Source organism: Anaerocaecibacter muris (genome assembly GCF_943192945.1).
GTDB classification, from domain to species: Bacteria; Bacillota; Clostridia; order Christensenellales; family Pumilibacteraceae; genus Anaerocaecibacter; species Anaerocaecibacter muris.
The window spans coordinates 85,829-107,241 of record NZ_CALPCE010000004.1 but is presented as its reverse complement, the minus strand read 5'-3'; the positions used below and the strand labels follow the sequence as shown (position 1 = coordinate 107,241).

Below are 21,413 nucleotides of genomic sequence, written 5' to 3'. Positions count from 1 at the left end.
CGCATGGTTGAAAACGAGAGCCGTGACCAAATTCGGCAAGCATACAAAATAAGTGCTGACGATGCTCCGACAAGGACAATTCCAGCTCAAAGAAAAATCGATATCCACGAAGATAATCGAGCAATGCGCGTGTGCGCATATTGTCGTGTATCGACGGGCAACGATGAGCAGTTGTCCTCTTTTGTCTTGCAACAGGAACATTATTCGCATCTTGCCGGGGCGCACAAAAATTGGGATTTGAAGCACGTCTACGCAGACGAGGGCATATCTGGTACATCCTTAAAGCATCGAGATAATTTCAATGAAATGATAGCAGCTTGTCGAAGGGGCGAATATGACCTCATTATAACAAAAAGCGTCTCGCGTTTTGCAAGAAACATCGTGGACTGTTTATCGTTGGTTCGAGAACTGAAAAGTCAAACTCCACCTGTTGGCGTTTTATTTGAAACGGACTCTATCTACACGCTTTCGGAGGAGTCGGAATTAAAGCTGTCGTTGTTTGCAAGCATAGCGCAGGCTGAGTCGGAAAAGAAAAGCGAGGCGATGAATTGGTCGCTAAATGAACGTTTCAGGCACAATAAACTCCTTACGCCAGAATTATTCGGTTATAGGCGTCCACGTGATGGAGCAGGGAATTATATAAAGTACGGCATACTGCAAATAGAAGAAAAAGAAGCGGCAATCGTCCGTTGGATTTTTAATGCTTTTCTTACGGGCTTTTCTTTGGAACGAATAGCTGAAATGCTCACAGAAATGAATGTAAAGACTATGCTTGGAAATACCAATTGGAATAGTGGAACGATAGGCTACATTATTCGTAATGAAAGGTATTGTGGGAGTGTTCTGACTTGGAAAACTTTCACTGCGGATATATTTGAGCATAAAAAGAAAAAAAATCGCAATAATCGCGATCAATGCTATTACGAAAATCATCATGAGCCGATAATATCGGTGGAAGTATTCGAGGCGGCGCAACAACTATTATATAATAGGCGTCACGGTATGCGCGGCGGTTTTCATGTAATGCAAGTGATTGATGACGGCATTTTTCGAGGGTATGTGCCAATCAATCACCGTTGGACAAATGACGATCCGACAGCATATTACAATGCATCGGATAGCGTGGAAGAAAGAAAAACAGCGGCTCGAAGAATACGTCGGTCGGCGTTTAGTGCATTCGATTTATCTGGATACCAAGTAGTACGAGGGCAATTTCTTACGGCTCGGAGCGAATTGCCTTGTATGACAATATCGTCAGAGAAAATAATGTTTAATACAGCTTGCGGAAAGAAACTGCAAGATTTTTCGTACATACAATTACTGCTACATCCAACCGAGAGAAAAATAGCCATTCGACCTTGCGAAAAGGATGACGCTTTCAGTATTTCTTGGTTGCGAAAAAAGACGGGAGAGCCTGTCCTAATTAAGGTGCTGTCTTGCCCGTTTTTCATTAAAGCGTTAATGCAAATAATGGATTGGAATCCCGATTTCAATTATAGGATATTGGGTACTTGGATAGAAAAAGGTCCCGATTGCATTATGACTTTCAACCTTATGAAAGCAATGCCTATTGTAGAGATAACCAACGCTGAAGAGCAAGAATCGATACGTAAACGTCGAATGGCGATATGTCCAGAAGAATGGGAGGAATCCTTTGGCGATGAATTCTATGAATTTAGCATGGACAATGAATTATATTATTTGAAATCCGTACCGAGCCTGCAAAGCAGCGTAAAGTGCCGGGATGTGGAAGGACAGCAACAGTTGACGCTATTATCTCGTGAGGAGATAATAGAAAGCGCAACTCAAATACGAACGGGAGTAAAAACTACAGATGAATGATAACGAATACATTCAAGAATTAAGAGAAGGCGAGGAAGCCGAGACGGTAAACCTTGCAGGCTTTCAGGTCGCAAAGGCGGAATTGTTTGCGCATACGCGAGAACCCGCCATAACAGTCTGGGATACAAAGATTAAATTTAATATGGCGTGTCTTAAGCGTTTCCCTGGGGTAACGCATATTCAATTATTGATACATCCCGATGAAAAGCGGTTAATCGTGCGACCGTGCGATGCCGATGCTCCAGATTCCTTACGGTGGGCAAGCGGAGGCGGCGAAAAAGAAATCAAAGCCAGGGATATGATATGCCAAATTTTTGCCGCAAAGTTATTCGAGCTTATGGGATGGGATAAGCAATATAGGTATAAGATGCTTGGTAAACCCGCCGTGTATAATAATGAGGGCTTATACCTTTTTAAACTCACGGACTTTGAGTTGTTCGTAGGAACAGGTACAAAACGTAAACGGTCATATTTGCCTGCTGATTGGCGAGAATGTTTCGGCATACCTGTTGAAGAACATGAAGAGCAATATAAAATTAATTTAGCCGAGGGTTATATCTCAACGAATGGAGGAGAAGTCAAATGATTGACGCATCAACACTTAAACAATTGGATCTCGACGGTTTCCAAGTAGTAAACAGCTCATTGTTTTGTAGTATGAGCTCACCGACTATGTCGATTTGGAATGATTCGATATCTTTCAGCCAAGCGACATATATAGCATTAAATAATTGTGAGGCAATCTCTATAATGGTAAACCATAAAACCCGTTCTATTCTTATAGGTACGGTACAGTCAAGCAGTCCCAATGCTGTTGCTTGGAAAAAAGGTAAGGAGGTGGTGAAGTACAGCAAAATAAGCTGTGCAACATTTACTCGTCAACTATTCGAGGAATGGGGATTGGACAGTGAAGCGCGATACAAAGCAATCGGACGTATGGTTCAAGCGGAGAAGAAAGTAATGATACTTTTCGAATTCGCCAATGCCGAAAAATGGTATGGCGATAAGGTTGTAAGAAACAATGAATGAGCAGACATACATATCATTTTATGTGAAGACAAGCTGTATACGCATATACAAACAGTCGGTACGAGCTATCGGAATGCCGAGGTTTATTCGATTTCGTATTAGCCAGGACGTAACGTCTATAATACTCGAACCGTTCGACAGGATTACTTTGACATCATTCCGTGTACCACCGTCATTAGATAAAGAGGAAATAGGAATGGAAGTGTACAGCAAAAGTATGGTAGATGCTTTGGCACAACGAATGGGGTGGAATAAGGACTGGTCATACCGTGTTTTGGGTACGCATTTAATCAGGCAAAATGTCGTTTTATTCGATCTGAATAAAGCGGAACTTATTCCTGCCGATGATAGATAATTTTTTATGTGAGCTGTTGCAAAAAATGCAACAGCTCAACTTGCTTGGAGGCGAATATGGAAAACATTACATTGGAAGACCTACTACAAAGGCATTTTGGACTAAAAGGTGCATTATACTTGAAAAAGCCTATTGCAGAAGGTTATGTCGGAGGGAATCGGAGCGCGGGTGATTATGATCCGCCTTCTCCCGAATTCCGATATTGGACAAAGGCAGGTTTCAAAGCATACGGCAAACTTACAGAGATGCTTTTTGACTTATCAAAGCACGTATCGCTACATATAAGCGATGAACTTGCGCGAGAGATTGTAAAATTTGTTGATACATTCGATAGCTATGAACACGGCTCCGATTAGAAACCGCATTGCTATATCCGCCATGCACGGCGTATATAAACCCCTTTCCGTAGGCCCGGCGATTATGGTAAGTGCAAATAACCATGACCAAGAAACCACAGGGAACACTACCGCCCTATATGTGCCAGCATACAATCGATAGATTGGTGGATGGGAAGGAACTTTTTGAGGTAATGGATATGGACAAAAAAATCGGTTGTCTTATTAGTGAAAGAAACAAGATAGCCGAAACGGTTATCTCGATTTGTGAGCCCGAAATTGCGGCAGTGTGCCATTTGTTCGAAAAAGGCGAGCAAGTAAGCGAACAAACCATAGAAAGGCTTTTTGACCGCCTTTTAGAGCATTGTTACAATGACGAGGTTGTAAAACTTTTCAATGAATTATGCCAGGTGGCGGTGGCACAGCATCCGCAACTTGTGCAGGACTATATTCGATATTATAAAGAGCAATGGGAATAGGATGGATTGATTTTTTCTTGGATAAGTGCTATAATATATTCAATTTTTATTAGAGGAATTAAATTATGCCATCCTTGACTACTAAGCCTTTATATGTCGTTTTAGATACCTGTATTTTTGAAAATGAAAATTTCAACTTTAATAGCCATGATTTGTCTATATTAAAGCAGTATACGCAAGACGGAACGATAGCCCGGCTTATTATTCCTGATATTGTAATTGGAGAATCGCAAAAGCATTTTCGAGATCGTATAAAGAAAGCGAATGAAAGAATTGATGCGCTACTTGATGGACGCGAGCTTAGGCCATTCTCCGCAACTAAGAGTTTATGCAATTATGTTAGACGTATAGATGATTCCAAATTGTTTTCGGAGATGGTTGGGGTAATGAATGCTTATCTTAGCGCAACCAGTGCTACAATTTTGAAAACCAATAAAATAAAGCTAAAGGATGTATTGGATGATTATTACAATATAAGACCGCCATTTGGTACGGGAAAGAAAACGCATGAATTCCGTGACGATATTATTATTAGACGGCTGCGAGAAGTGGTCGATGTTTATGGAGAAATAGTATCGGTAAGTACGGATGGCGATTGGAAGGATGCATTAAAAGATGATCAGCGTTTTATTTTTTATTCTAATCTGGAAGATTTATTTTCTTCGATTACAAAGGAGAAAGCGTTAACTCAAAAGACACAAGAATATTTTTCTATGCATCGTAATGAAATTGAGAGCCATATTGAAAATCGACTATTTGAAATTCCGTGCGATGTAGATGGTTTGGAATATGATAATAAAGGCGTCGTTGGAGGTGTGGATTATATAAGTAGCGATATACAAGAAATAAGTGTACGGTCAAAAATAAGTGGGATAGATTACATTGGTGAAGGAGAAGTTATAGCACGCTTGTTCACGCAGGCTGACTTTTGTATTGAGTGTGTTTGTAGGGATGAAAATAAATCTATATGGGATGCTGATGATAAGGATTATTGCTATGAAGAATTTATTCCTATTATAGAAGAACATATCTTAAACTTGAGTGTTGCAATTACTTTTTCGATCAAGGATGGAGAAGTGGACGGTGTAAAGAAAATTGAGCCGTTTATTAAAAATAAGATGCTTCATTTTGACACAGAAACGCGCACTGGATGTCACAGTAAAAATTTCGATGGTTTCTTTTCTTATAAACAAGTATATCAATGTGAGCAATGTGGACATAAAATTTGCATCGATTTGATAGATTATGCTGAAACATCATCAGCAATAGCAGACAGAGGTATGGGACCAGAAATAGAACATACAATTTCTCACAATGGGGAATGCCCGCGCTGCGGAAAACAGTTCGAAATTTCCGGGGCAATTTATGAATATCCGATGGGTGCGCTAAATGACGATTCAACTATTATAAAGTGGAAATGATGCAAGAAAACACTCATTGCAAGGTTGCAAAAGGACGAAATCTTGAAATATTACGTTATAGCAGATACCCACGGGTTCTATAAGGAAATGGTGGAGGCTCTAACCGAAAAAGGGTACTACACCGATACATCGCCACACAAATTGATTATATGCGGTGATTTGTTTGACCGCGGATCACAAAATAAGGATATAGAAAAGTTTGTACTCGACCTCTTGGCACGGGATGAGGTTATTCTTATACGAGGCAATCACGAAGACCTCTTGGTTTCTTTCGTGGAAACGCTACCGAGTATGAGCGAATTAGATATACGATACTCACATGACCAAACCAATGGTACAGTTGATACCGTGCTCCAGATTACGGGCTCGTCAATGAATAAGATGGTTTTATACCCGGACTTTGTCTCAAAACAAATGAAGCAGTCTGGCGTATTCACTAAGATACTCTCGGCGATGAAAAATTATTATGAGACGCAAAGGTACATTTTTGTGCATGGGTGGATTCCATCTGATGCAAGTGGCTTTGGCGGTCAAGGATTGTGGTTTAATTACAAGGTTAATTGGAGAGAAGATGATCCAATAGGGTGGGCATACGCTCGGTGGTACAATGGAATGTTGGCAGCGCACCAAGGCGACGTAGAACCTGGCAAAACAATCGTGTGCGGACATTGGCACGCATCTATGGGCACTCTCATTTCGAAGAGAAAGGCTCGGAGTTTGGGGCTGATGCAGACTTTTCACCGTACTATGCCGACGGGATAATTGCGCTCGATGCTTGCACGATTCACAGTAAAAAAGTTAACTGTATCGTGATAGAGGACGACGAACTCCAAGATGCGTAAGCCGATGGAAACGAACAGCAGGGAACAAGGGAAGACTAAACTAACTTTTAACACTGACGCTATAGAGAACTCTTGGGGAAGATTTTGAAGACATATTAACAAAAGAATTATTTAGGACTCGCTCGAAAAACGGGCGAGTTCTTTTGTGTCTTTTGAAAAGTTGGCTTTTTGTACAACAAACACCCGAAAAATATATTGAAAAAATGGATTTTGGTCAATTCACACAGATTTCTGGTGTCGCGGATATTATGTGAGTACAGTAGGAAAGAACGAAAAAGCTGTACAGGAATACATACGAAACCAAGAAAAAGAGGATATAATGGCAGACCAGATAAGCATAAAGGAATATATGGATCCGTTCAATAAAGATATGACATCCCAAAATGGTAGCATTTCTCAATGCCTAAGCATGTTACGGTATTGCCATCTTGTACGATTGCATCGTCTTGATCCAGTAGAGTTTTTATAGTGGCATTATTCGTATAAATAGTACCGGAGCCATTTGCTTTTGTATTCCAGTTCGTAAAACGCCAACCGCTTAAAGAATACAAATTAGAACTTAATGTTGAATCAAGGTAACCATGATATAATCGATAGTAAAATCAATTCAGTTTTTGATTATCTTTATGAGGCTAATGCGGAAGCAAGAGAAAATATTTTGCGTAAGTATGGCAGAGTGAGCGAATTCGATAGCGAAAATTTAATGCAATTATTGATAAAAGATATATTGAAAAACGATCGGTTTTCTAAACTTAATGTTGTAATGCATGTACCATTGCATTTATTGCTTAATGACCTGTCGAGCTTAAATGAACGAGAATTCGGGTTCGCAACTAACCATTTAACCCATGTGGACTTTGTGGTATTTTCAAAGTTGACGCATAAACCCGTGCTTGTAATCGAAGTAGATGGGTTCATTTATCATAACACAGATAAACAACGTGAGCGAGATAAGCTTAAAGATGGAATTCTTGATAAATACAATATTCCGATTTTAAGGTTAAGTACTGTTGGAAGTGGAGAAAGAGAAAGAATAACATCAAAACTTATTGCGTTGCTAAATTATGATGGTTGATTGTGAGTAATCAGCTTATCGAAAAATCGGTCAGTCGGAGTTGAGGACAAAGTTGTTGATAAATAGGGCAAGGGACGAAATGACTTTGCCGATAAAGAGTTCGCCGCGAGTGGTGCGCAGGGTGGCGCAAAGCACGTCGGGCGAGTGGAAAATCGCATAGGACATTGCGCTACTAACGGTTTTTCTTGAAATACCGTAAGTAGCGGCAATACGAGCATAAATTGCTTTAAATCTCGAACGCTTATCCTTGGCGCGGATCGCGGGCTTCCGCAAGGAAAAGAAAGCCTTGCAGGTGCGGCGGCACGTCGAGTGCGAACAGCATTATTTCCGCAAACTCGAATAGGTGATTTGAATAGCGTTTGTATGACATGGGATTTTTGTATTTACGGGCGGGGGTGCGGGGTTATTTATCTGTCGCGTGATTGTTGTTCGACTGATATTCGGCGTCGTTATAATAGTTCATTTTAATATAAATCGCGAACGATGTTATAAACGCCTTGGGGAACATGTATTTTTTTGGCATGTCCAAATTGGCGCACAGCTCCGACTTGTACGACTGAATTATCGTGTCGATTAGCTTCGGGATGGCGCGCACGTCTATTCGGTGCTTATTTGCTACGTACTTGTAGGCTTCAAGCAACGCGCGTGATTTGTAAATTACTTTGTGCGCGACGACTTCCGTCAGCATTTTGTATCCGAGCGAGTCGGGCGGTATTCCGCAACAGTCTAAAATATTGCCGACAAACTCGGCTATCGCGTCGAATTCTTTTGTATTGGACATTGGGTTCTCCGTTTTGGCTTTTGTAAAATTTCCCTCTCATTATATAAGACGTTTTACGAGGTGCGTTTTGGCGATGTTTTTTGAAAAAAGTTCAAATTTTTTTATTTTTCTTTTTTACCGAATTGAAGTTTATCGTGACGAGCTGTGTCGCGCATTGCGATACGGCGATATTTTATATTTTCGATTGACTATAAGCGCGAAAAGGTGATATAATATTTTCAGGCTAATGTAAATTTCGGAGGATTTATGAGAATAGGAATACTCACCTCGGGCGGGGATTGTCCCGGACTTAACGCCGTAATCCGCGGGTTTGGCAAGTATGCGTTTGAAAACATTAAAAACGTCGAGCTTATCGGCATTGCCGACGGGTACGGCGGGCTTATTCGCGGCGAGTGTCGGGAAATGCGAAAGTCCGATTTCACGGGAATACTGACGCTTGGCGGAACAATCCTCGGGACAAGCCGTCAACCGTTTAAACTGATGACGGTGGAGGACGAGAACAGCGTTTCGCGGCTTGATTTGATGAAGCGCAATTACAAAAAAATGGGGCTTGACTGTCTGTTGACCTTGGGCGGCGCGGGCACGCACAAGACCGCCGCACTGTTGTCCGCCGAGGGTTGCAACGTCATAGGTCTGCCCAAGACCATAGACAACGATATTTGGGGCACCGACGTTACGTTCGGGTTCCACACCGCCGTGGACATTGCGACCGAGTGTATCGACCGCATACACACGACGGCGGCGAGTCACGGGCGCACCATGCTCGTGGAGATTATGGGCAACAAGGCGGGCTGGCTCACGCTGTACGCGGGGCTTGCGGGCGGCGCGGACGTGATACTTTTGCCCGAGATCCCGTTTTCGCCCGAAAAGGTCGCCAAGGCGGTCGCCAAGCGCGCAGACTCGGGCAAGGCGTTCAGCATAGTGGCGATTGCCGAGGGTGCGATGACCGTCGAGGAAAGCAAGATGAAAAAGAAAGAGCGTGCGGCGGCGCGCGGCAACGATGTAACCGCGACCAATGCGCTCGCGCGTTACATTGCCGAAAAAGCCGACGTCGAAACGCGCGTCGTAATCCCCGGGCATATTCAGCGCGGCGGCAGTCCGTCGGCTTACGACCGAGTTCTCTCCACCATGTTCGGCAGTTACGCAGGCAAGCTCGCCGAGCAGGGCAAGTTCGGCGTGACGGTCGCGCTCGTCAACGGCAAGGTGACTTATAACGCGCTCTCCGAAATAGCGGGCAAAGCCAAGCTCGTGCCGACCGACTGTCAAGAAGTCCTTACGGCGGAAAGCATAGGAATAGCGCTCGGTCGATAGTTTGTAATCAACGCCGCGGCGATTGTCAAGCGTTTGGAATAAAAATCCAAATTCGGCGTTGAAATTGTATATATGTTACGCGGAGTAATCGTTCGCGCGGACGTAAACGTTTTTCAAGGAGTAATAATGAAGTTTGCTGTTATAGATTTGAGCTCGACGGGAGTGTCCACGGTGATAGCCGAGGGCGAAAAGGCGACGGGCATATTTTCGTCCGTATACAAGGACAGGACGAATATCGCGGTTGCCGATTATTTCGACGGGCGTTCCATTTCCAAGCGCGGCATAGAAAAGATTATCGACGCGCTTATCACGGCGCGTTCGACGTGCAAAGCCATGGGCGTGGAGGAGTGCTATTGCATATCCACGGCGGGCTTGCGCAACATAGACAACATTGCGGAGGTTGCGGAGCGCATACGCATGCGCACGGGCATTGTTATAAACTATCTCGACGGACCGACCGAAGCGTACTGCGACTTTGTTTCCAACCGCAAGTATGCGGCATACGACAAGGTCATACTTATCGACATAGGCGGCGGGAGCGTGGAGCTGTGCGACCTTGCCAACGATCGCAAGGACGAAATGATATGTTTGGACTTCGGACCGATTAAACTTCGCAACAAGTACGTCACCGATATTTATCCGACCGAAGACCAAGCCAAGCACATCAAAAAGTATGTGCGCAAAAAGTCGGACGAATCCAAGCTCGCGGGCAAGAGCAAGTTTACGACGGCGGTGCTTGTCGGAACGATAAGTACGGCGATTTATGCCGTGTATCGGGAATATTGCGAAATGGAAAAGCTGGGCACCGAATTCGATTACAGCAAGTTTAAACAGTTTACCAAGTGGCTCATGAATTCATCCGATCGCACGCGGCTTATCATGAAAGTCGCGCCCGAAAAAATACACGTATTGCCCGTCGCTACGCTTGTGCTTAAAGAGTTGTTGCGGCGGTTCAAACCCGACAACGTCGTTGTAAGCGATTGCGGCGTTAAGGAAGGATATATGACGCTCGTTGCGACGGGCGAGGAAAAGGGCGTGCCTATCAACCTCGACGGCGGCGCGCCGACTGCGGAAACGGTTGCGCAGACCGTAGCGTCGTCCAAGCCCAAGACGCGCTCAAAGAGCAAAAAGGCATAGCGCGCGATTACCGCGAATATGATAATCAGTCGGGCGCGCGGATACTGTTAATGCGCCGATTGCGGGCGAAAATGTCAGGCGCGAAACGGTTGACGGCGGCGGCGGAAAAGCACGCGAGCCGTGTGCAAATTCGGCGGAGAGTTACATGGATAACGAAAAAAACAAATTCATAAAAGGCGTATATGTCAACCGCGAATATTCGTGGTTGGCGTTTAACAAGCGGGTGCTCGACCAAGCGACTGACGGAACCAATCCGTTGTTGGAGCGGTGCAAGTTTTTGTCGATATTTCATTCCAACTTCGACGAATTTTTTATGGTGCGCGTCGGCAGTCTTTTGAACGACGCAAAGGCGCACCCCGACGCGACGGAGAACAAGACGGACTTAACTGCGCGCGAACAGATCGACGGGATATTGCGGCTTGCCAAAGGTTACTACCGCGCGGCGGACGCGGTGTATTGCAAGCTGAAAAGCGAGCTTGCGAAAAACGGGTTGAGAATAAGAACGGGCGCGGAACTGTCTCAAAAGCAGTACGCCAAGTGTAAGCGGCATTTTGAAACGCAGGTGCTTCCGTTGCTGTCGCCCATGGTGCTCGACGCCAAGCACCCTATGATAAGATTCGAAAGTATGAACTGTTACATGCTGCTCGAGCTGACAAAGGCGGACAGACCCATGTACGGCGTTATGGCGATAAGCCCCAAACTTCCGCGCGTGTATCGGATAGACGGCGGAAAAAAAGTAAACGTAATCACGACGGAAGAACTAATACGCACGTTCGGCGCGACAGCGTTCGACGGGTATAAAATCCAAAGCCAAGCGATGCTGCGCGTGACGCGCAACGCCGATTTCGACGCTAATATAGACGATGCGGATATCGAACGCGACTTCGATTTTTCCAAGTTTTTAAAGCGCAAAGTGGAGCTACGCGGGTCGCAGGACGCTGTGCGCTTGCAGATAGACGCGGGTGCGGACGGAATAAGGGCGTTTGCGCTGAAACTGCTTAATATCAAAAAACAGTTTTGCTTTACGGTCAAACACGGATTCGATTTCGGATTCATGACGGCATTGGGCGGGTTTATTTCGCCGGACGTTTTGCCCACGCTTAAATACAAGCCCGCGCGCCCGCTCCCGCCGCCCGTGCCGCAGGGCGCGTCCGTGCTGGAAACGGCGTTGCGGTCGGATATATTTTTGGCGTATCCGTTTGACAGCATGGACACATTGGTCAGACTGTTGGACGAGTGCGCGGACGACCCGCGCGTCGCCGCCGTCAAGATAACCATATACAGGCTCGACCACCGTTCGCGTATTGTCGAGGCGCTTAAAAAAGCGAGCGAGAACGGCAAGGACGTGACCGTCGTAATAGAACTGTGCGCGCGATTCGACGAGGAAAACAACCTGTATTTTTCGGAAGTGTTGCGCGACGCGGGTTGCACTATTATTTACGGCATGGGCAATTACAAAGTCCATTCCAAAATAATTTCTATTGTACTGACGGACGGCGAAAATCTGCGATACGTCACTCACCTCGGTACGGGCAACTATAACGAGCAAACTTCCAAACTGTACACCGACCTAAACATCATAACGTCCGACGACGGGATAGGTAGGGACGCGGTCGCGTTTTTTCGCAATATAGCAATCTGCAATACCGATTACGATTACGAACGGTTGCTTATCGCGCCCAAGTCGCTCAAAGGCGGCTTGATTAAATATATAGAACGCGAAACGCAAAAGGCGGAGAGCGGGTTGCCCGCGTGTATCAACGCCAAGATGAACAGCCTTACCGACAAGACCATTATAGACAAACTCATCGCGGCGAGCAAAGCGGGCGTGCAAATAAAACTGGTCGTGCGCGGCATTTGCTGTCTTGTTCCGCAGGTCAAGGGCGTTACGGAAAACATTTCGGTTATAAGTATAGTCGGCAGATTTTTGGAACACTCGCGTATATATTCGTTCGGGTCGGGCGACGATCGCGTTACGTTTATTTCGAGCGCCGATCTTATGACGCGCAACACCGACAAGCGCGTGGAAATAGCGACGCCCGTACTCGACAAAGAGATTGAGCGCAAGATCTGCGACATGCTGTGCGTAATGCTGTCCGACAACGTCAAGGCGCGACGCTTGACTGCGGAAGGAACTTACGCCTTGCCCAATATAATAGGCGAACCTATAAACAGTCAAGAAACCTTTTTAAAGGGGATTAAGTAGCGCGATTATAACGATAAAAATTTAAATTAAAAAGCTCGCTTTTGCGAGCTTTTGTATGCGTTATATAAAACTTATTCGGCGGGGTCTTGCGGCGGCGGGGTTTCGCCGTAAAACTCGGTTATCGTCTTTTCGGCACGGGCGTAATAGCGATTGTAGGCTTTTAAGCAATATTTGTCGTGCTTGCTCGCCTGCGGCGCGTCGGTCGGCGGCGCAAACGAATATTCGCCGTTAACTTTCCAGCTTTTCAATATGCCGAGCTCTATCGAGTTTTTTGGGCAGAACATTGCGCAACGCATGCACATTATGCACTTGCCGCCGAATTTTATTTTGCCGCGCTTATTTACGCGTATATTGTTTACGGGGCACAGCTTAACGCATTTGCCGCAGTGCACGCACGTTTTGTTTGCTTTGTAGGTTTTGCCGACGATATGCGCGCCCCAGTGTTCGGCGCGGAGTATCCATGCCAAAAATCCGCCCATAAACATTTTTTTGGGCAAGCTCGGCGTGCCGTTTACTATTTCGTTTACATGCACGGGCGTTAAGGCTTGCGCGGTCTGCCACATTTTATAGACCTGCGCGTCCGTGTGCCTGAAAATTATGTTGTACGGCATGACGTACTGATATTCGTTGGTAAGCGCGTAGCCGCGGCGTTTGAGTATGCCGCGCATTTTCAACGAAGAAACGTCGCTCATTCTCACAGGCTCGCCCGACGTTTTGTATACGAAAACTTTTTTTCGGGGTGTTTTGCGTCCGAGGGCTTTGCGACGGTTTTGCAACGCCTTGCACGCGTTTAATACGGTTTTGGGCGCGTTAAACGCGTGTATGGGGTAGCCGAAGCCTATAAAGTCGTATTCGTCGGGATTGATACAGTTTACCGCCCGATTATCGGCGGGCAGTTTTACTTCGTCCGTTTGATAACCGAGTTTTGCAAATTCGTTTTTGTACAGTTCGGTTATGCGCTCGGTGTTGCCCGTGCCCGAAAAGTAAATTAAAAGAACTTTCATTATTGCGCTGCCTTTGCGGAAAATACGGTCGCGTGCGCTTTGAAATCGTCGTCCAGCGAATAGGTTACGTCCTCGTCCGCGGCGTGCGTGTCGTACCACACCGAGGCGAAAACCTTATCGTTTTTGGCGAGCCTGTCGAAATCCCACACGAAGTCCGTATATATGGGATTAAACCAATGCCCCGCGCGCAATACCGTATATGCCGAAGCGGTAAACTTTTCGCCGTCCTGTGTGAGCCAGTCGAGCTTTTTATACATATCGCCGTCAAACTCGCTCAAAAGTTTGCCGCCGTGCGCGGTCGCCGCCGCCGCGACGTCCGCCGCGGTAAGGTCGTTGTCCGCTTTGCCGAAATCGAAGCCGTAATATACGGGCGTGTCGTTGTCCGATTTGGTCGCTATCGAGTTGCGGTCGGGGAGAGTAAAATCTTTCCACTTGGCGCGTTGCAGTTTTTCGTAATTCTCGCGTCCGCCGAAGTACGCTGTCAATCGCGCTTCGTCGCGGTGTTTCGCCCAGTAGTGCGGCGCGTTCTTGTCCTTGTACAGGCGGCGGAACATGAAGTAGCCTATAACGCGTTTGGGCACCGCTCTGCCCAGTTTGAATACGGGGTGCGCGCGGAACACTTCTTGCCAATAGTCGCTCGTGGTCTGCGATTGAAATTCGAACATGTCGTTTAGCTCGTCGCCGTCGAGATACCAAACGCCGTGGAAGTTGCGCGTTGCGTTATCGCCGGGGCGGAAGTAGTCTGTTGTTTTGCCGCCTATAATTTGAAACCCGTCGTCAAACGAGTTTACGCCGTAATTCCTGTTGCTCGCGCCGCCCGCTATGTTGTAACAGCGTTTCCAAAACTTATCGGGCATTGTGCCGTCGACAAACTTTTGCACAATGTTGCGAATAAGCACGCCGCTGTCGTGCGCCGTGACCCATTCGAGCGGGGAATCGAACGTCGTGTGGAACATAAGCCCGTCGTGAATATTGTCGGTGAGCATTTGCGGGTGGAGCATTGCCGATTGACGAAGCACTGCCCATTTTTCAATCGCGCTTTCGAGCACGCAAAATTCGCCGCGCAGTTTCGTCGCGGAATACACGTCGAGCGGACTGACCAAAAGCGGGTCGCCCACGCGCGCAAACGGGTGCGCCCCCGAACGGTTGCCGTATACCGCGACGGTGGAAACGTGAACGAGCGCGGGCTGATCGGCTTGCACTCGTTCTATTTCCTCCACCAAAATCTGCGTGCCTATTTGGTTGCACGCGACGGCGGCTTTGGGGTTTTGGTCGGAGCGCGGCGGAATAACCGCCGCCATGTTTATGACAATAGCCGCGTCGCTTATAAGGCGCCGTATCGCATTACGGTCGGACATGCCGCCCTCGACGAGTTCGATTCTGGGTCGCAAACTTTTGTGCCGTTTAAGCAGTTTTTTCATGCGCTTTTTGCTGTGGCACAGCAGTTTTATTTTGCCTATGTTCGGCGCGTTCGACAGTTGTGCGAGCGCGGCTTGACCCATATTGCCCGTAATTCCGGTGATTGCGATTGTCATAAACAGTACTTCCTTTCGGCTTATGCCAGTTTAATTTCTATCGTGCGCGACAACGTCCGCGGTGCGATTTTCGCCCGCCGCAGCTGTTTCGTCGATATAGTCTTTAAGTTCGTCGCGGAACGCTTGCGGTTCTACAAGCTCCGCGCGGATTACCAAAATATCTCCCTCGGACAGCTTTGTTTCGCCGTCTGGCACTATGTCGAGGTCGCCGCGGATTAGTTCGGTGACGAGCGAATTATACGGCCACAGCACGTCGCGGATAAGTTTTCCGCACGCTATGGAATCGCTTGTTACAAGCCCGCGCACCGCGACGTTTTTTCGCCCCGAGCTTGTCGGCGCGGCGTTTTGCATTTCTTTCATCATGCGTTCGTACAGCGGTTCCGACCGCGCAACGCCCGCTATTGCCGTTGCCACCGCGACAGCTATGGCGCAGGGCAAAAGGTTGGCAAAGCTCGCCGTCAGTTCCAACGCCATGGCAATCGCGCTTATGGGCGCGCGCACGGACGCGGCGAAAAACGCCGATATGCACAGCATGACGATGTTGCCCGCATACTCGGCGGGCAGACCGCACAGCGCGCACACCTTGACGAATATCGCGCCGAGTATGCCGCCGATAGCTATCATGGGAATAAACAGTCCGCCCGTCGCGCCGCTTCCGCTCGCTACCGCGGTTGTGACGAACCGCGCGACGAGCAGGGCGAAAAGCATCCACAGCGCCGCGCCGTGGAGCGCCGATTCGAGCGTTTTTTCGCCGCTTCCCACCGTTTTGAACAACGCGAAACCGATCGCGCACGTAAACAGGAACGCGGGCAAAAGTCGCAACGTTCTGCTTTTAATTTTGGAAAACGACTTGCCGAGCACGGCTATCGCGCAGTTGAACGCGACGGCAAACGCGGCTGTCACCGCACCGCATACAGCGGCGATGCCGCACACCGAAAAGAACACGCCCACGTCGGCGTATTGGGTTTGCGCGAGAAAGGGAAGTATGGATGCGCCCGCGCGTATGCCTATGGAATAGAGATACGGGTCGTGCCCCAGTCCCCAGAATATCAGTTGGGAAACAAGCACTGCGGGCACGACGGCGGAAAACGCCGCGAGCAAAATGTTCGGCGAAAAGCGTCGGTGCGTTTCTTCGAGCGCAAACGCAACGCCCGTAAGCGGCGCGTTGAACGCAACCGCAAGCCCCGCGCTCGACCCGCCCGTTATTAAATAACGTCTGAACTCCAACGGTTTTTTAGCCGTTCTGCCTATGCCGTCGCCAATAAGCCCGCCCACGCCTATGGACGGTCCCTCGCTGCCGAGCGGCATGCCGCAGGTAAAGGACAAAAGACTGCCCGCGATCAGCGCGCCCGCGGTACGCAACCACTTAACGCGCAAAATGCCGCGCGCGCAACCCTCGGCGAGCGGAATACCGCTGCCTTTGGCGGAGGGCGCGAGCGTTTGCACAACCGCCGTCAACAGACAGCACACTATGGCAAGCGCAATTACGCACACTATTGCGAGCGGGGTTTTTGCCGCTTCGTACATGCCGAACGCAAACGATATAACAATCTTGGCGCACGTCAAAAACAGCGAAATTACTCCGCCGCACGCTATGCCTGTGGCGCAACCGTACAGCAAAAGCCGCGCGGCGCGCAGTCTGTTTCCGTTTTTTCGTTTCACTTGCGCAAGACTCCCGTACTACCGTTAATTCTTTTTACGCGACTGCCCGTTGCGTTCGCTGTTTTTCGGCGTGCTTTTATCGGTCGGAGGCGTTTGCACGGACTCGGATGAGGCGCGTGCGCGAGTTATGGTTACGGTGCGCGGCGTGTACACGCGTTTGCGATCCGTTGTTTGTTGCGATTGCGGCGCGGTTTTGGGCAACGCGATTGTAGGAACTTCGTCCTCGACCTTGCCCGAGCGTTTTCCGCGCGATTTTTTGGACGCATCCGCGCCGATTTCGGGCGCGGGGCAGTCGAGCGGAACGGTTATAACCGCGTCGAGCACGTCTTGACGATTGTTTTTGTCCGAGCGAGAATTGCGGCGCGCCGTCGTTTCTGTCGTGGCGCAGTCGTGCGTTCTTTCGACAGTGCGGCTTGCGCGCGTTTGCGTCGGCGCGCCCGACTGTTGATCTATTGCTTGCGCATTTTGTTCGGCGGCTTGCTTCGCGGCTTTTTTTGCGGCGGCTTTTTTGCGCTTTGCCGCGTCGCGGAAAAAGAACGCGCGAAAACTCTTGCTGACGCATAACAGCAAAATTATAAACAGCAAAACCGCCGTAACCATTACGAACACGACCAACGTTACCGTGAGCGTAAATTCGCTCGCGCACGTAAATGACGATGCGATTGTCGAATTGTCTGTCGTCACGCGTCTACCTCCGCACCGTCGTTATGCCAACCGTTGCCGTTGGGCGGTATGCGCAGAGAGCGCGGGCGCGTCGTTGACGGCTTTAAGGAGGTTGTAATATTCGGTCGCGTTTGCGCCCTTAAAATAATCGTCGGCGAAAATTCGGTTGACGTGCGAAATTTTATCGAGTAATACGGTCGCCGACCGCTTGATTTGCCGTAAATAATCTTCGTCTGCGTCTGCGGACAGGTATATAATATTGCTCATGCTGTTGAAGTAAATTTTATCGGTCATAAACTTACTGTACGCGCGAGAATACAGCACCGACGTTTGCTCCGAGAACGCGCTCACGCCGTATGTCAAGTTGGAAAACACCGTGACGCCGAGCAAGTCGAGTATCGTGGGGTAAATGTCCAGCACGCACGTAAACTTTTTGATATGCGGATTGCCGAGCGTTTGATTGCCCACCTTCATCATTACGGGCACGCGGTATAACTCCGTATAGTTGGGCGCGTCCGAATTATATATGTTCTTTACGTAGTTGCTGACGCCTTGATAGTAAACGTTGTGGTCGCCGAACAGCGTAATCAACGTGTTGTCGGCAAGCCCGTTTTCTTCGAGGTAGTCGAGCATTATTCCTATCGCTTTGTCTAAATCCATGCCCGCCGCGCAGTAAAAGCGCAACGCGTTGGCATCGTCGTCGTCCTCGTTATAGGGGAGTATGCCGAGCGCGTCCATTTTTTCATAGTACGGTTGGAGGTTTTCGCGATAGGCGTACTGACCGTGTTGCGTAATGGTCGTGATGTACGTGTTGAACCGCCTGTCGGTGGGGAACATGTCTTCTTTGCACGCCTCGAACATCATCGAGTCCAGATTGCGTTCGCCCAAGCCCGTGTCGTCTGTCACCATGTCCATGTCCTCCGACGAGGTGTAGCTGTTAAAGCCCAACGCTTTGACGTGGTGAATATTGCGGTTGTAAAACGTCTTTGTGCCGTCGTGGAACGAATTGCTCTCCACCCCGTACATGTTTTTCAAAATGTTGGGCAAGCTGTACGGCAAAGTGTTTTCGGGATACGCATAGTTGATATATTCGTACAGCGGATAATTGCCGATTATAGATTCGTTTTCGGATATGTCCGTCTTGTTGAGCGAATACGAGTTATCGAGTACGACGGTCGCGTCCGAATCGTAAAATCTGTAAAGATTGGGGAATAACTTTTTAAGGTTGTTTACGACGGATTGCATATCGTCGTTTTTTACCGCCGCCGCGCGCGCAAAACCGTTGGGATAGCGTTGCGCGTCGTATAGGAAAGTAAACCATTCAAAGCTCTCGCACAGTATCGTGACCACGTTGTAGTCCGCGGCTTTGCCCGTCATGGGCGTGGTGTCGGTTATTTCTTTGTATATATAATCGTGAAGTTCCTTTTTGTCGCCGACGTCGATTTCCGAAAACCACAGCCCGCGCACGAGTTCGTTGTAGAAGTTGCCGACTATGCCTTTGTTTGAATACGTGCCCGTTTCGGTCTGTTCGAGCATGTAGCTCAAATCGTTGGAGTCGTATTTAAAGTTGCCGAAGTAGGACAGCAAGAAGTTTCCGCCCAGAACGAGCGCGGTGAGCGCGGCTGTCGTTATGCGCGCGGAGTTGGCTACATTGGGCGCGGGTATGCGCTTGCGCAACATAAACCCTATCGTGCCGTACAGCGCGATTATAAGCGCGCTCACAAACACATAAGTAAAACTGAACGGCAGGCTCTCTACAATCATCATTGCGTCTTGACGAAGATTTAACATTGCAAAGTCGAATACCGTTCCGCCCGTGCTGTCGTACACTACGATAAAAATGAGATCGAGTGTAAAATTGGCAAGCAACGCGACCAAAAACAGGGCGTAGCGCGATTTGTGTCCGGGAAGGAATTGCGAAATCAAACACGCAAACGCTATAAGCGTCAAATACAGCCACGGTTCGGTCATGTAAAACTTGCCCGCGGTGACCGCAATGCCCGTAAGTTCGATTAAGAGCGACGCGACGATGTAAGCGCACATCAAATAGTTGGTCAGTAAAAAAGTCCGAAGCGTTACGCCCGATTTTTTGAAGAAGTTTTTTAACTTCGTTTTAAACGGTTGTTTTTGTTCGGTTTGTTCTTCCATATTACAGCACCAAAATAGCGACCGACGTCCAGTAGGTCAGGTGAAAACTGTGGTCGGTAAGTTCGAAAACCGCGGCGTAAGCCAGCGTGAACAGATAATACATCGACGGATAGAGGTGGTCGGTCAGTTCCAGTTCGCAGACAAACTCCAACAGTCCGAACACGGCTACCAAAAATATAGAGCCCCAAGGCAGAGAATACTTTGCGGGCACGAGTATCGTCATTGCGCGCTGTACGAGCGCCGCCGCCGCAAGCCCCAGCCACAAATGGAACGCATAGTAAAAATATACGGCTATATTGGTGAGCGCGGTCGCCATTGTCACGCCCGTGCCCATTTCTATTTGAAGTTTGAGTTTAAACTTGAACGACGCGCTTGCAATAAACACAGCAACGGCGGCGACGGCTATAACGCCGAGCGCGCGCGTGATTGTCATTTGCGGTTTTTTGGGTTTGAACATGCGCGTGTCGCACGCTTTTTTGACGCATATGTTAAGCCCGACGATATACGCCGTAAACAGCACGCCTATTATTATATAGTACAGTATTTCGGAAAGCGTGCCGTAATAGACTTTGTCGAGCGCGGGTTCCAAATACCATATAAGCCGCGACAGGAACAGTACGGCAAGCGTGACCCCCGCCGCGACCAGCATGCCGTAAGCCTTGCGCTTTTCGGACGGCGGCACGGCGCGGTTTGCAACACGAAAATCGGCGTAAACGGGTTGTTCCGTTTCGCCGCCCGTCGCCGCGACGTTGCTTGCGGCAGGGATATTCGTATCGGGAGTTGCTTCTGTCATAAGTTAGTGCCGTTCCGTTATAGTATGCGCTATTCGCCGTGTTCGAGCACGGCAAGCACGTCGTGCATGGATTTAACGTATTCCGCCTCCGACGAATTGTAAAACAACAGCAGGTCGTCTTTTACGTCGGGGTTGTCGAGGTGCGACGGGATAGAAAAGTCCACGGTCTTTATATATTCGTCCCAGTGCTTTATTTTGTACACGTCGCGATCGGAGTTGCGCCGAAGCATGCGCTCGCGGCAGACCGCGGGCGACGTGACTACCCAAATTACCGTAAGCCGAGCTTTGTATTTAGCCAGCTTGTCTGTCAGCTTTTTGATATACGCTTCGTCGCGGATCTCGCGCGTGAACGGCGCGTTGATAAGCACCGTATCGTCGTACAGCAGAGCCTCGAACCCGAGGTTGAGAATTACCTCGTATTCGTAATCGCGTATCTGTTCTTCGAAAAAGTCGGAACTGCGATCGTAAGGCTTTTTTGCCACGCGAAATATCTGTTTGGACAGCGGAATAAGCGTGTCTTTGTCAAGATACACGACATGCTTCAAGTTTTGCGCGAGTTGCTTCGATATGTAGGTCTTTCCGCATGCAGGCGGCGACGTTACCAAAATCATTCTTTTCATGAACGTTCCGTGTTCCGAATTTTGCCGACCGCGGCCGCGCTTGAGCGTTAATCGGACGTGTCGAGCAAAGGTTCGGCGCCTTTGAATATATACGGATATTTTACCAAATCGCCAAAACGCCGTCAAGCGATTGTGCGGCGAATAGCCGAATTAGCCCTATTTTGGCGCGCAACCG

21 protein-coding genes and 1 pseudogene are annotated in these 21,413 nt (G+C 48.2%); 13 read left to right on the top strand and 9 right to left on the bottom strand.

Annotated elements, in window-relative coordinates; genetic code table 11:
- The first annotated feature begins 3 nt into the window (after positions 1 to 3).
- From NFR57_RS04795 to NFR57_RS04750, 10 genes and pseudogenes are all read left to right on the top strand, one after another.
- Positions 4 to 1,842 carry a recombinase family protein gene (locus NFR57_RS04795; protein WP_251182699.1) on the top strand — a complete coding sequence of 613 codons (1,839 nt, stop codon included), beginning with the start codon at positions 4 to 6 and terminating at the stop codon, positions 1,840 to 1,842.
- Positions 1,835 to 2,428 (top strand): integrase, encoded by a 594-nt coding sequence (locus NFR57_RS04790; protein WP_251182698.1) that lies wholly within the window; start codon positions 1,835 to 1,837, stop codon positions 2,426 to 2,428. Before NFR57_RS04795 ends, NFR57_RS04790 begins: the two co-directional genes overlap by 8 nt.
- A complete protein-coding gene (locus NFR57_RS04785) occupies positions 2,425 to 2,871 on the top strand; it encodes a hypothetical protein (protein ID WP_251182697.1) in 447 nt (148 codons plus the stop codon). Before NFR57_RS04790 ends, NFR57_RS04785 begins: the two co-directional genes overlap by 4 nt.
- A gap of 196 nt (positions 2,872 to 3,067) precedes the next feature.
- Positions 3,068 to 3,226 (top strand): hypothetical protein, encoded by a 159-nt coding sequence (locus NFR57_RS04780; RefSeq protein ID WP_251182696.1) that lies wholly within the window; start codon positions 3,068 to 3,070, stop codon positions 3,224 to 3,226.
- 56 nt (positions 3,227 to 3,282) lie between these two features.
- On the top strand, positions 3,283 to 3,582 hold the full coding sequence (locus NFR57_RS04775; protein WP_251182695.1) for a hypothetical protein: 300 nt from the start codon (positions 3,283 to 3,285) through the stop codon (positions 3,580 to 3,582).
- Between the two features lie 83 nt (positions 3,583 to 3,665).
- Positions 3,666 to 4,040: a hypothetical protein gene (locus NFR57_RS04770; RefSeq protein WP_251182694.1), complete on the top strand. Its 375-nt coding sequence runs from the start codon at positions 3,666 to 3,668 to the stop codon at positions 4,038 to 4,040.
- A 65-nt stretch (positions 4,041 to 4,105) separates the two neighbouring features.
- Positions 4,106 to 5,461, top strand: a complete 1,356-nt coding sequence (locus NFR57_RS04765; protein ID WP_251182693.1) for a PIN domain-containing protein — start codon at positions 4,106 to 4,108, stop codon at positions 5,459 to 5,461.
- Positions 5,462 to 5,503: 42 nt separating this feature from the next.
- The gene (locus NFR57_RS04760) at positions 5,504 to 6,223 is read left to right on the top strand and encodes a metallophosphoesterase (RefSeq protein ID WP_251182692.1); all 720 of its coding nucleotides are present in this window, start codon (positions 5,504 to 5,506) and stop codon (positions 6,221 to 6,223) included.
- A 309-nt stretch (positions 6,224 to 6,532) separates the two neighbouring features.
- A pseudogene (locus tag NFR57_RS08840) lies at positions 6,533 to 6,664 on the top strand (IS200/IS605 family transposase); the annotation flags it as partial.
- Between the two features lie 201 nt (positions 6,665 to 6,865).
- Positions 6,866 to 7,378: a DUF2726 domain-containing protein gene (locus tag NFR57_RS04750; protein ID WP_251182691.1), complete on the top strand. Its 513-nt coding sequence runs from the start codon at positions 6,866 to 6,868 to the stop codon at positions 7,376 to 7,378.
- A gap of 241 nt (positions 7,379 to 7,619) precedes the next feature.
- Here the strand turns inward: NFR57_RS04750 and NFR57_RS08715 are convergent, their stop codons facing one another.
- Together NFR57_RS08715 and NFR57_RS04745 are read right to left on the bottom strand one after the other, a co-directional pair.
- Positions 7,620 to 7,748 (bottom strand): hypothetical protein, encoded by a 129-nt coding sequence (locus NFR57_RS08715; protein WP_275557177.1) that lies wholly within the window; start codon positions 7,746 to 7,748, stop codon positions 7,620 to 7,622.
- Positions 7,749 to 7,781: 33 nt separating this feature from the next.
- Positions 7,782 to 8,159, bottom strand: a complete 378-nt coding sequence (locus NFR57_RS04745) for a hypothetical protein (RefSeq protein WP_251182690.1) — start codon at positions 8,157 to 8,159, stop codon at positions 7,782 to 7,784.
- 246 nt (positions 8,160 to 8,405) lie between these two features.
- On the opposite strand from NFR57_RS04745, the gene NFR57_RS04740 reads away from it, so the two are divergent.
- From NFR57_RS04740 to ppk1, 3 genes are all read left to right on the top strand, one after another.
- Positions 8,406 to 9,470, top strand: coding sequence for a 6-phosphofructokinase (locus NFR57_RS04740; RefSeq protein WP_251182689.1), 1,065 nt, complete (start codon positions 8,406 to 8,408; stop codon positions 9,468 to 9,470).
- 126 nt (positions 9,471 to 9,596) lie between these two features.
- On the top strand, positions 9,597 to 10,607 hold the full coding sequence (locus NFR57_RS04735; RefSeq protein ID WP_251182688.1) for a Ppx/GppA phosphatase family protein: 1,011 nt from the start codon (positions 9,597 to 9,599) through the stop codon (positions 10,605 to 10,607).
- A 145-nt stretch (positions 10,608 to 10,752) separates the two neighbouring features.
- On the top strand, positions 10,753 to 12,813 hold the full coding sequence (gene ppk1, locus NFR57_RS04730; RefSeq protein ID WP_251182687.1) for a polyphosphate kinase 1: 2,061 nt from the start codon (positions 10,753 to 10,755) through the stop codon (positions 12,811 to 12,813).
- A gap of 71 nt (positions 12,814 to 12,884) precedes the next feature.
- Here the strand turns inward: ppk1 and NFR57_RS04725 are convergent, their stop codons facing one another.
- Genes NFR57_RS04725 through NFR57_RS04695 form a run of 7 tightly spaced genes read right to left on the bottom strand, consistent with a single transcriptional unit; the run spans position 12,885 to position 21,238 of the window.
- Positions 12,885 to 13,817 (bottom strand): EFR1 family ferrodoxin, encoded by a 933-nt coding sequence (locus NFR57_RS04725; protein WP_251182686.1) that lies wholly within the window; start codon positions 13,815 to 13,817, stop codon positions 12,885 to 12,887.
- Positions 13,817 to 15,352 (bottom strand): NAD-dependent epimerase/dehydratase family protein, encoded by a 1,536-nt coding sequence (locus NFR57_RS04720; protein WP_251182685.1) that lies wholly within the window; start codon positions 15,350 to 15,352, stop codon positions 13,817 to 13,819. Before NFR57_RS04720 ends, NFR57_RS04725 begins: the two co-directional genes overlap by 1 nt.
- Positions 15,353 to 15,382: 30 nt before the next feature.
- Complete coding sequence (locus tag NFR57_RS04715) at positions 15,383 to 17,014, bottom strand: chloride channel protein (RefSeq protein WP_251182684.1); 1,632 nt, start codon at positions 17,012 to 17,014, stop codon at positions 15,383 to 15,385.
- 24 nt (positions 17,015 to 17,038) lie between these two features.
- Positions 17,039 to 17,698, bottom strand: coding sequence for a hypothetical protein (locus tag NFR57_RS04710; RefSeq protein ID WP_251182683.1), 660 nt, complete (start codon positions 17,696 to 17,698; stop codon positions 17,039 to 17,041).
- A 21-nt stretch (positions 17,699 to 17,719) separates the two neighbouring features.
- Complete coding sequence (locus NFR57_RS04705; RefSeq protein WP_251182682.1) at positions 17,720 to 19,825, bottom strand: LTA synthase family protein; 2,106 nt, start codon at positions 19,823 to 19,825, stop codon at positions 17,720 to 17,722.
- A 1-nt stretch (position 19,826) separates the two neighbouring features.
- Positions 19,827 to 20,618: a hypothetical protein gene (locus NFR57_RS04700; RefSeq protein WP_251182681.1), complete on the bottom strand. Its 792-nt coding sequence runs from the start codon at positions 20,616 to 20,618 to the stop codon at positions 19,827 to 19,829.
- Positions 20,619 to 20,647: 29 nt separating this feature from the next.
- Positions 20,648 to 21,238, bottom strand: a complete 591-nt coding sequence (locus NFR57_RS04695; RefSeq protein ID WP_251182680.1) for a P-loop nucleotide/nucleoside kinase family protein — start codon at positions 21,236 to 21,238, stop codon at positions 20,648 to 20,650.
- Between the last annotated feature and the right edge of the window lie 175 nt (positions 21,239 to 21,413).